Annotated in this window: 11 protein-coding genes; 2 read left to right on the top strand and 9 right to left on the bottom strand. The window is 45.6% G+C overall.

Annotated elements, in window-relative coordinates; translation table 11 throughout:
* The first annotated feature begins 18 nt into the window (after nucleotides 1-18).
* Nucleotides 19-633, top strand: a complete 615-nt coding sequence (locus B9J84_RS00060) for a fumarylacetoacetate hydrolase family protein (protein ID WP_094123250.1) — start codon at nucleotides 19-21, stop codon at nucleotides 631-633.
* Between the two features lie 58 nt (nucleotides 634-691).
* Here the strand turns inward: B9J84_RS00060 and B9J84_RS00065 are convergent, their stop codons facing one another.
* From B9J84_RS00065 to B9J84_RS00100, 8 genes are all read right to left on the bottom strand, one after another.
* On the bottom strand, nucleotides 692-1,012 hold the full coding sequence (locus B9J84_RS00065; RefSeq protein ID WP_013868095.1) for an AzlD domain-containing protein: 321 nt from the start codon (nucleotides 1,010-1,012) through the stop codon (nucleotides 692-694).
* Nucleotides 1,009-1,740 (bottom strand): AzlC family ABC transporter permease, encoded by a 732-nt coding sequence (locus tag B9J84_RS00070; RefSeq protein WP_094123246.1) that lies wholly within the window; start codon nucleotides 1,738-1,740, stop codon nucleotides 1,009-1,011. The genes B9J84_RS00065 and B9J84_RS00070 overlap by 4 nt, the downstream gene beginning before the upstream one ends.
* A 76-nt stretch (nucleotides 1,741-1,816) precedes the next feature.
* On the bottom strand, nucleotides 1,817-2,650 hold the full coding sequence (locus B9J84_RS00075; protein ID WP_029189976.1) for an AraC family transcriptional regulator: 834 nt from the start codon (nucleotides 2,648-2,650) through the stop codon (nucleotides 1,817-1,819).
* Nucleotides 2,651-2,851: 201 nt separating this feature from the next.
* Nucleotides 2,852-4,510 (bottom strand): phospho-sugar mutase, encoded by a 1,659-nt coding sequence (locus tag B9J84_RS00080; RefSeq protein WP_404206152.1) that lies wholly within the window; start codon nucleotides 4,508-4,510, stop codon nucleotides 2,852-2,854.
* Between the two features lie 78 nt (nucleotides 4,511-4,588).
* Nucleotides 4,589-5,500, bottom strand: a complete 912-nt coding sequence (locus tag B9J84_RS00085; RefSeq protein WP_404206153.1) for an amino acid ABC transporter permease — start codon at nucleotides 5,498-5,500, stop codon at nucleotides 4,589-4,591.
* A 35-nt stretch (nucleotides 5,501-5,535) separates the two neighbouring features.
* On the bottom strand, nucleotides 5,536-6,318 hold the full coding sequence (locus tag B9J84_RS00090) for a transporter substrate-binding domain-containing protein (RefSeq protein WP_170935160.1): 783 nt from the start codon (nucleotides 6,316-6,318) through the stop codon (nucleotides 5,536-5,538).
* 97 nt (nucleotides 6,319-6,415) lie between these two features.
* A complete protein-coding gene (locus tag B9J84_RS00095; protein ID WP_026027335.1) occupies nucleotides 6,416-7,213 on the bottom strand; it encodes an amino acid ABC transporter permease in 798 nt (265 codons plus the stop codon).
* On the bottom strand, nucleotides 7,213-7,932 hold the full coding sequence (locus B9J84_RS00100) for an amino acid ABC transporter ATP-binding protein (RefSeq protein WP_094123249.1): 720 nt from the start codon (nucleotides 7,930-7,932) through the stop codon (nucleotides 7,213-7,215). Before B9J84_RS00100 ends, B9J84_RS00095 begins: the two co-directional genes overlap by 1 nt.
* Before the next feature lie 299 nt (nucleotides 7,933-8,231).
* On the opposite strand from B9J84_RS00100, the gene aroG reads away from it, so the two are divergent.
* A complete protein-coding gene (gene aroG / locus B9J84_RS00105; RefSeq protein ID WP_013868087.1) occupies nucleotides 8,232-9,284 on the top strand; it encodes a 3-deoxy-7-phosphoheptulonate synthase AroG in 1,053 nt (350 codons plus the stop codon).
* A 94-nt stretch (nucleotides 9,285-9,378) separates the two neighbouring features.
* Here the strand turns inward: aroG and B9J84_RS00110 are convergent, their stop codons facing one another.
* Nucleotides 9,379-9,822, bottom strand: a complete 444-nt coding sequence (locus B9J84_RS00110; RefSeq protein ID WP_026027942.1) for a DUF2850 domain-containing protein — start codon at nucleotides 9,820-9,822, stop codon at nucleotides 9,379-9,381.
* Nucleotides 9,823-9,959: the final 137 nt, after the last annotated feature.

The raw sequence follows: 9,959 nt of genomic DNA on the forward strand, positions 1-9,959 counted from the left end.
CATCTCAAGGAAGAGTATATGCATTCGGTTCGTTTGGATAAACAGAAGATAACCCCGTCTAAAGTATTGTGTGTTGGACGGAACTATATTGAACATATTCAAGAGCTTAATAACACAATTCCAGAACAAATGGTGGTGTTTAATAAACCCAACACGAGCATCACAACCACTCTATCCTCGTTTCACCAAGAGACGCTTCACTATGAAGCTGAAATTTGTTTTTTGATCAAAAAAGGTCAATATAGCGCGGTTGGTTTGGGGTTAGATCTGACTAAGCGGGTACTGCAATCTCAGCTTAAAGCAAAAGGTTTACCTTGGGAGAGGGCGAAAGCATTTGACGGTTCAGCAGTACTTAGCCGATTTGTGCCATTGCATGGTATCGACATCAATAAGTTGCAGTTAGAGCTATTCATCAATTGTGTTCGGGTTCAGTGCGGTGGTGTAAACCAAATGATCTATTCACCCGCCATCATTTTAGAAGAGCTGAAATCTTACACATCGCTGCGTGATGGTGACGTTGTGATGACCGGAACGCCACAAGGAGTTGGAGAAGTGCATTGTGGCGATCTCTTTTTAGGGCGTCTTAAATGTGGAGAGCAGACTTTAATCGAGATTGAATGGCTAGCGCAATAAAACTGATTTGCGCTATTCGGGCTGCGGTTATTATCAGTATGCACCGCAGCCTCTGTCTTTAATGGGCTAAGAGCGTTAAATTTAGCAAAAAGAAAGTCGCCATGCTGATGATCGTGGTCAGCAGGACATTCTTGGTTTTCCATGCAATCAGTCCCGCTAATGCTGCGGCCCACAAGTAGGGATTATGGCGATCAAGCCAAAGTGTTTGCTCTGGCAGGAACACAATCGGAGCCCAAATAGCAGTTAATACAGCAGGGCTAGAATAAGTGAGTAAGCGCTGGATAACTGGGTTGAGACGCAGCGGTAATTTAGGCTCTAAGAACAGATAACGGCTCATAAAGACCAAAGCGGTCATGGCGAGGATCGAAAGCAGAATCACCGTTGGTTCCTCCTGCTCGAACAGAGTAAAACTTCAGAAACATAACCTGCACACATTGCGCCAATGCTTGCTAGCATTAAGCTACCTTCAACTTGCCAAAGAGTAAGGCTTACCGATAACACTAGGGCACTGATGACAGCAACGAGTATCGGTATGTTTTTAATGTTCGGAATGACAATGGCGATAAAAGTAGCCGCGACTGCAAATTCCAACCCCAACTCGTTTAAATCGGGGATATAGCTACCCGCAATAATGCCGACCAGTGTGGCCAAATTCCAAACTAAATAGAAGCTTAAACCCGCACCAAGCGCGTACCAGCGGTTAAACTGTTTTTCATTTTGTTGTTCGCAGACCGCAAACAGCTCATCAGTGAGCAGAAAACCCAGAATTAAACGCCAACGTGTCGGGAGTGGGCTGATTTTGCTGCGCATGGAAACGCTGTAGAGAAAATGGCGAGAAGTGATGAAAAATGTGGTGATCAGCAGAGTCAACAGCCCTGCACCTGTTTTAAACATCCCCGTGGCGACGAGTTGCGCTGAGCCTGCAAATAAAACCGCAGAGAGTGCTTGGCTCTCTAATACGGTCAGGCCACTTTCAATCGCAAATGATCCCGCCAATAAGCCCCATGGTAAAACGGCAATACTCAGCGGTAGCATGGCCAGTGCGCCTTGCCCAAAGAGGCGACCTCTAGGTTCCAAATGTACGTGGTTCAATAGTGTGCTATCCATAGTAATTCCTTTGCTGGAGGTGATGAATCTATCAAGCCACAAGGTTGGGTCAAGCGATTGTACAAAATTGCGCTTGCTATTTGGCTAAGAACTGTTTTGGCGTTAAGCCCATTGCACGCTTAAAGTGGCGATGTAGATGACTTTGGTCATGAAACCCAGATTCTTGCGCAGCATCTGAAATGGGATGACCACTTCTCAATAGTGTTTTAGCATAACGCAACCGCGCTTGAATTTGATAGGCATGCGGTGGGAAGCCATACATTTTTTGAAATGAACGAACCAAATGATAGGGGCTAACTCCAGCTAGTTTTGATAAATCTTCTAATGAGACATCGGCCTGAGGAAAGTCATCTAAGAATTCTTTAACCGTATAGAGCGACTGCTGAATTTTAGTTTTAGGTAGTGAGATCGGAGGACTTTTGGCATGACGTGCTACCAGTTTGGTTAGGGTCGCGTACACTAATGTTTCGCGTAATAGACGGTTACTCGACTGCTCTAACGTATCAAAAACTAAACGAAATTGGTTTGCTAATTCAGGATCGTAGACTACGGGTTCTGGAAAATAAGGAGCGCATGAGTTAAAGGAACCTAACTCTTGAAGCACGGTACTAAATTGTTCTGGAAGTGGGTACATGGCTTTATAGGCCCAACCACCTTTTACAGCAGAATGGCCATTATGGACTTCTTCGGCATTAACCAAAATAATGCTGTCTTGTGGAGCAATATGATGACCACCGGTGCGGTAAAATCGTTGAGCACCGCGTTCAATAACTCCTACCGTGTACCCTTCGTGGCTGTGGCGCGAAAAGTTTTGTGTTTCGTATTGTGCATCGAGAAGCTCAATTCCGCCAAGTTCATTAGCGATATGAAACTTGGCTAGTTCTCTCTTTTTGCTTTTCTGCTTGGGCATTTCATATCCTACCTTTTTGCAACAACCAGTGTAGCCGATTTATTCAGAATGGTTTTGTACAAAATTGCGCATATCAGTGTTATCCACTGAAGGCAAAAGAGTGTCGCGATAGTGCGCAACCTAAACAGATGAAATAAAAATGCCGCCAACAATGAACTGAAGACGGCCTGTTATTTCGCTGTGCTTGTCCAGCAATGAGCGCTACAAGCTGTGTTGGTGTTCTGCGATGAGCATCGCCATTTGCTCGTCGGCTTTTTTCTCGGCGCTGGCGAAATCTTCTTCTGCTTCGAAGGCTCCGACGACCTCGTAATAGCATTTCAATTTAGGCTCAGTGCCCGACGGGCGCACAATCACTCTCGCTCCGCCTTCCAAGTGATAGGTCAATACATCGCTAGCAGGAAGTTGAATCGCTTGCGTTGTTCCATCGGCAATATAACGTGTTAGTGATTTGAGATCGTCGGTCATGAGCACTTTTCTACCGGCGATTTCCGTTGGCGGTGTGGCGCGAAGCTTGTCACCGATCGGCGGTGAGTTAGGGTCTAACTTAATGCTACGTTGTGCATTAATGTAAAAACCGTGCTGGCGGTAAATGGTTTCGAGTTGATCCCAAATAGTTTTACCTTGGCTGTATAATTCGGCCGCTAGTTGTGCAAATGCCACCATGGCCGAAAGGCCATCTTTATCCCAAACGGTTTGCCCTATGGTGTAACCCAATGCTTCTTCATAGGCGAATAAGAACTGCTGTTCATCGCTTTGTTGTTGCATCGCCACGTTGGTCAACCATTTAAAGCCAGTCAAGGTTTGGTAGTATTTTGCACCTTTCGCCTGCGCAATATTACCGAGTAAACTGGATGAGACGATGGTGTTGCCAACCAACTGCTTTGAGGCATCAGTTTTGGAGAGCAAATAGTCCCCAAATAGTGTGCCAACTTGATCGCCAGTCAGCATTTGGTATTGACCATCCGCGCGTTGTACGGCAACGGCAAATCGGTCGGCATCTGGGGCATTGGCGCAGGCCAACTGGGCATTTTGGGCATGGGCTAGCGCGATGACCATATCCATCGCCCCAGGCTCTTCAGGGTTCGGGAAGTTGACGGTCGGAAAACGGCCATCTGGTTCGCGTTGTTCTTTCACACTGATGACATGGGTAAACCCAGCGTCATGCAGCAAAGTTTCAGCCATCTCAGCGCCGACACCATGCATCGCGGTATACGCAATGGTAAGGCATTGCGGATCAGTGTGGTGGTTCAACAATGGGCTTTGATTGAGGGTACGACGGTAAGTTTGGTAATACTCTTCTGTTAGCCATTGCAAAAGGCCTTGTTGGTGCGCGTTGTCTAACGGCATCAGAGAAATAGCTCGCGTTGCCGCTAAGTCGATTTCTGCTGCAATACCTGAATCGTGAGGAGGAATAATTTGTGCGCCATTTTCCCAGTACACCTTAAAGCCATTGTATTCGGGTGGGTTGTGACTGGCGGTGACTACGACTGCGGCGGCGGCATTAAAGTGTTTTACCCCAAAAGCGACTACTGGGGTCGGTGCCACTTTATGCGTGAGATACACTTTGATCCCCAGCGCGGCGAGTACTGAGGCGGTATCATGTGCAAATTGCTGAGAATCTGGCCGGCCATCATAGCTAATCACCACCCCACGTGTTTTGGCATTGCTGACTTGTTGAATGAGGTAGTGCCCTAAACCCGTCGCCGTTTCTTGAATTACCAGGCGGTTCATACGATTAGGGCCGCATCCCACCATGCCGCGTAAACCTGCGGTGCCGAACTCAAGGCGTGATTGAAAGCGAGCTTTTATCTCATCTAACTGATATTCATTCTCAATAATGGGGGCGCAATCGCTAAACATCGTTCTTATTTTGTTTCTCATCACGTGTTGCTTCTCTTTGATTGGTTGCGCAACTGACGCTGACAAATTCAGTGTTATCTAGTTAGAGTGATGAAGCGAGAGATGGCGTAAACTGCGTAGCTCGAGCCGCCTAAACAGTAAAGAGAGGCTTAAACATAAACCCAAGTATGCACCGCCCACTAACAACCATATTTCAAAAATAAGCCCAGAAGAGTTAGCGATTTCTGTGCCAACAAACGTCATTTCTTGAATTGAAATTAGCGATACAATCGAAGAATCTTTGACCAAAGAAATCGCTTGCCCAGCTAAAGCCGGCGTGATCGCCGCCAATACTTGAGGGGCAATGACGTATCGGTATTTTACCCATCGAGACAGCCCTAAAGAGTGCGCTGCTTCCCATTGACCTTGAGCGATTCCGGCCAAACCTGAACGAACAACTTCAGCGATGTAGGCCGATGAAAGCATCCCAATACACACAATTCCAGAGAACAAATTTTCCCATAGATGAGAAGGACCAAACAGCCAATGCTGAATGACATTGGTTGGCTCATGGTGTTCCCGTAGTAGGTTTTCTAGGCCCAACAACGGGATCAGTTGATTGGAGACAAAAAAATAAAAAATGAACACGAAAACCAGCGGCGGAATGTTCCTAACTAATTGCACAAAAGCGTTAGCCGGAATTCTGAACCACGAAAAATGAGAGTGGCGTGCTACGCCAAGCAGTGTGCCTAACACAAGGGCCAGCACCATCGCCCAGACACTTAAGCGCAAAGTAGCAACTAACCCCTGAAAGAAATAAGGGATAGCACCATGGCTCGTTGGGGTGAAAATCAGAGCAAAAGCTTCTTGCCAACGCCAATTATAATTCACCCCAAGCTCGGCTCGGTGCGTTAACCAAATAACAAAGCCTAACAGTGCTACGAGTAACGCATAATCGAGCTTATTGAGCGATAATTGTAGCCATGGTTTAAGGCTCCGTTTTTCATACAGTACGGTTTTTGTTCTATTCACATCCGCCCCTCAGGCTATTGCCCTGAGACGATTTGGTTTTGCCAATCTAGCGTTGAGAACCAATATTCGTAGCGCTCATTTAACCAGCCGTCATTGGTTCGTTCAATAATCCATTGATCAAAAAAGGCTTTTTTGTCCTCTTCACCTAAGCGAACGGCAAACGCTTCGTTTCCTTTGGACAACCGTTCATTGAAAGGAATGAACAGTTTGTCACTGTGTTTCACTGTTTCATGTTCAGGTTTAGGGCTTGACGCAATCACGGCGTGTGCTTGGCCGTTTAATACTTCTTGAAAGGCTTGTGCATCGTCATCAAATTGCAGAATTTTGGCTTTGGGGAAGGTTTCACGAGCGACTTGAACGGTAAATGCTCCGCGTCGCGCTGCGATAGTCACTCGACGAGAGTTGAAGTCTTCAATGGTGGAAAAGCCATTAGCTAAGGATTGATTGGCAGCAAGCTGCACGCCTGAATGTGAGTAGGGGGTGGTAAAGAGCACGCTTTTCGAGCGTTCTGGCGTGATAGACATGCCGCCGATAATGACATCAAATTTCTGTGCTAAGAGTGCTGGAATAATGCCATCCCACGCGGTAGGTACAAATTCCACTTTCCAACCTGAATCTTCAGCAAGACGTTTGGCAACATCAATTTCAAAGCCAATTAGGTCGCCTTGCTTGTCGCGCATTGCCCAAGGCACAAACGTAGACATACCCACACGCAATGTGCCTCGTTCAGTGATTTTATCAAGGCTAGGCGTTTCACTGGCAAAGGCGGGTATGGAAATGGTTATCCCTAGTAACATGGTCAACCCGAGCGATAGAGCGGCGATAGCCTTCAATCCAGCGCGTTGCCACGCTTTTGGTGCAGATTGCTGCATGATGTTCTCCTTTTAAGGATGATTATTGAGCGCGCCATTGCGCCCCGAGTTTGTGTTCTAACCATGCTGAAAACCCTGATAAAGAAAGAGTTAACAGTAAATAAATTGCAGCGACGGTAAACCATATTTCAAATGGCATCGCCGTTTCTGAGACAATATTTCTACCTTGAGTGGTTAAGTCAAAAATAGCCATCACACTGACGATAGACGAGTTTTTAATTAATGACACAACTTCATTGGTCAGTGGAGGTAATGTACGTTGGATAAGTTGCGGTAAGATCACATCAACATAGGTATAAAAACGAGAAAGCCCTAATGTTCGTGCCGCTTCAAACTGTCCCTTCGGAATGCTGTTTAAACCACCACGAAACACTTCGGCAGTATAAGCGCCTTGAAACAGTGCCAAAGCTAAAATGGCGGTAGAGAAGCGATCTAAGCCCAGCACTGGGCCAAACACAAAATAGAGCAGGTATATCTGCACCAGTAGCGGCGTGTTGCGGATAAGCTCAATATAAATATTGGCCAACCAACGCCCTACCACAGAATTGGAAAGCTTCAACAAAGCGGTTGTTAAGCCAATGACTAGCGTAAAAAATAGGCTGACCGTTGAGATTTGTACCGTGACGGCTAACCCTTCGAGCAGTTCCGCGGGCCACCATTCCCCCTCGTCGTAAAAAGCGATGAAATCAGGCACACGATGCCATTGCCACTGGTAACCCATAGCATGTGCGCCAGAATCAAGTAGCCATACCATCCCCGCAAGCAATAGAACTATCTGTACTAGAGCGGAGAAGATCGGTTTTATCAGTACTTTTATCATCAATGGCTCAATATTTGGTTGAGAAACTGTTGAGTTCTTGGGTGTTTTGGCTGACGAAATATCTCTTCCGGCGTAGCGATCTCGAGAATTCTTCCTTCATCCATAAAAATGACGCGATCCGCTACTTTTCGGGCAAAACCCATTTCATGAGTGACGCACATCATGGTGATGCCATCTTGAGCAAGATCTACCATGACATCCAGTACCTCCTGGATGGTTTCAGGATCGAGAGCTGAAGTGGGCTCATCAAACAATAAAATTTCTGGTTGCATACAGAGTGAGCGTGCAATGGCAACACGCTGTTGCTGACCGCCAGATAATTGCACCGGATATTTGTCAGCTTGGTCAAGAATATTCACTCGCTGTAAAAAATGGCTCGCTCTTTGTCTTGCGGCTTGCTTACTCAATTTCAGTGTACGAATTGGAGCTAAAATAAGGTTTTCAATCACCGTCAAGTGAGGGAAAAGGTTGAAATGCTGGAAAACCATACCGATTTTTCCCGCAGGCTGTGTGATGTCGGAATGGTTAGAGTTCAGGGTGATCTTGCCCGCGGTGATAGCTTCTAACCCATTGACCGTTCGGATTAATGTTGATTTTCCTGAGCCTGAAGGGCCACACACGACTAAGATTTCCCCTCGACGAACCTGAAGAGTAATGTCTTTCAAAGCGTGAAAATTATTGTACCACTTGTTTACTTTTTCAAACTCTATCGCATCCATGGTTGAATATCTTGTTGCTATTTTGTTATCACCTACCTTAGCAATATCAACGAGATAATGCACCTACGAAGCTCATATTAGCGTTAATTTGTGGGTTCCAGCTCAAGGGTGTAACTATTTTTTTACGCAATGATAATTTTGTAAAAAAGTAGCCAATATTGCCTTTTGTTGAAAATAATGATTGAAGTTGTGGTTTTTAGTAGATAAGTTACAGGGGAGAGCCGAAAGCAAGGCTGCGTATAGATCCAACCTGTCCGTTGTTCGGTAGGCAGTAGAAAAGAATAAGGAAGAAGTAAGCAATGTTTCAGACTGATGATGTAAAAATTAAACGAGTTAAAGAGTTATTACCTCCTGTTGCGGTTCTAGAAAAGTTTCCGGCAACAGAAGTTGCTTCTTCAACCACATTTCAGGCTCGAGAAGCCATTCATAATATTCTACAAGATAAGGATGATCGCTTATTGGTGATCATTGGCCCATGTTCAATTCATGATCCTCAAGCGGCTGTTGAATATGGAAAACGTCTTAAAGTGTTGCGCGATGAACTAGGTGATCGCCTTGAAATTGTCATGCGTGTCTATTTTGAAAAACCTCGTACAACCGTCGGATGGAAAGGGCTCATTAACGACCCTTATTTAAATGATACCTATAAAATTAACGATGGTTTACGCATGGCGCGTAAGTTACTGCTTGATTTGACCGATATGGGGATGCCGACAGCGAGCGAATTTTTGGATATGATCACACCGCAGTATGTGGCTGACCTTATCAGTTGGGGTGCTATTGGTGCTCGTACAACAGAATCTCAAGTTCACCGTGAACTCGCATCGGGTCTATCTTGTCCGGTTGGGTTCAAAAATGGGACAGATGGCAATATCAAAATCGCTTCTGATGCGATTCGCTCTGCCAGTGCATCGCACCATTTCTTGTCGGTCACTAAGTATGGTCATTCGGCCATCATTCAAACGGCAGGCAACCCTGATTGCCATATCATTCTACGAGGTGGTAAAGAGCCAAACTACAACGCTCAACATGTCGCGGCTATCAAGCAGGAACTAGAAATCTCCGGTTTACCACAAAAAGTGATGATTGACTTTAGCCACGCAAACAGCTCTAAACAGTACCAGCGTCAACTGGTGGTATCACAAGATGTGAGCGAGCAGATTGCATCGGGTGAACATGCTATTTTTGGTGTGATGATTGAGTCTCATCTCGTTGAAGGACGTCAGGATCTCGTGGATGGTTGTGCGGCCACTTATGGTCAATCGATTACGGATGCATGTATTGGCTGGGATGACACTGAAGTGGTATTGCGTCAGTTGGCTGGTGCCGTAGAGGCGCGTCGCGCACGCTAAATATGGCGTCACTCTATAATATAAAGTATCAACAGAGCTCCCGATTCGGGGGTTTTTCTATTTAGACTCAGCTCTGATCGCGTCACTTTAAGCGCTATGGTTGTGAAAAGTGCTCAGATAATGCTGAACGACGATTTTTACTTGGGTCGCCGTTTTCATCGTTTTCCACCGTGCTTTCATAGCCTTGTTTGATAAAGCGTTGTAAAGGCATGACAGGTTCAATGCGCTTGAGTTGAGGGGAGTTTGTTGTCCCAGCAAGTTGGTAAATGGTCACGCCACTACCAGTGTTAATCACAATTTTATCCCCATCATATTCAAACTGAGTGCTGACTAAGCGATTATTTCGAAACACGCCATTTGAATTGAGAGTTAGAACCTCAGTGCTATAGCTAGGTGTACCGATTTCGATCCATGAACCATAGACATTTTTGGGGCTTGTATACTCTTGATAGCTCACTAAAAGTAAAGTGGCAAAACTAGCTGCGATAGTGAACAGCACTATCCAAAAAAGACTTTTTAATACCCACTTTTTTTTCATAGGGTGACCTGAAGAGGCTTTATTTGCATGCGTGAAACCCTTAACTGCCATTCCCACTCCATAACGTAAGCAATCAGCGACTAGTACCGGTAAGGCTAACCAATTAAAACAAGGTTAGAGAGTGGAATATGTCGTGT

The sequence above is a fragment of the Vibrio sp. V03_P4A6T147 genome (assembly GCF_002241085.1).
In the GTDB taxonomy this organism is placed as follows: domain Bacteria; phylum Pseudomonadota; class Gammaproteobacteria; order Enterobacterales; family Vibrionaceae; genus Vibrio; species Vibrio anguillarum.

Excerpts from the sequence above, each read along its gene's own strand:
- B9J84_RS00090 (WP_170935160.1), bottom strand. The coding sequence starts at position 6,318 with ATGTTACTAGGGATAACCATTTCCATACCCGCCTTTGCCAGTGAAACG.
- B9J84_RS00080 (WP_404206152.1), bottom strand. The coding sequence starts at position 4,510 with ATGTTTAGCGATTGCGCCCCCATTATTGAGAATGAATATCAGTTAGAT.
- aroG (WP_013868087.1), top strand. The coding sequence starts at position 8,232 with ATGTTTCAGACTGATGATGTAAAAATTAAACGAGTTAAAGAGTTATTA.
- B9J84_RS00100 (WP_094123249.1), bottom strand. The coding sequence starts at position 7,932 with ATGGATGCGATAGAGTTTGAAAAAGTAAACAAGTGGTACAATAATTTT.
- B9J84_RS00075 (WP_029189976.1), bottom strand. The coding sequence starts at position 2,650 with ATGCCCAAGCAGAAAAGCAAAAAGAGAGAACTAGCCAAGTTTCATATC.
- B9J84_RS00070 (WP_094123246.1), bottom strand. The coding sequence starts at position 1,740 with ATGGATAGCACACTATTGAACCACGTACATTTGGAACCTAGAGGTCGC.
- B9J84_RS00060 (WP_094123250.1), top strand. The coding sequence starts at position 19 with ATGCATTCGGTTCGTTTGGATAAACAGAAGATAACCCCGTCTAAAGTA.
- B9J84_RS00095 (WP_026027335.1), bottom strand. The coding sequence starts at position 7,213 with ATGATAAAAGTACTGATAAAACCGATCTTCTCCGCTCTAGTACAGATA.
- B9J84_RS00110 (WP_026027942.1), bottom strand. The coding sequence starts at position 9,822 with ATGAAAAAAAAGTGGGTATTAAAAAGTCTTTTTTGGATAGTGCTGTTC.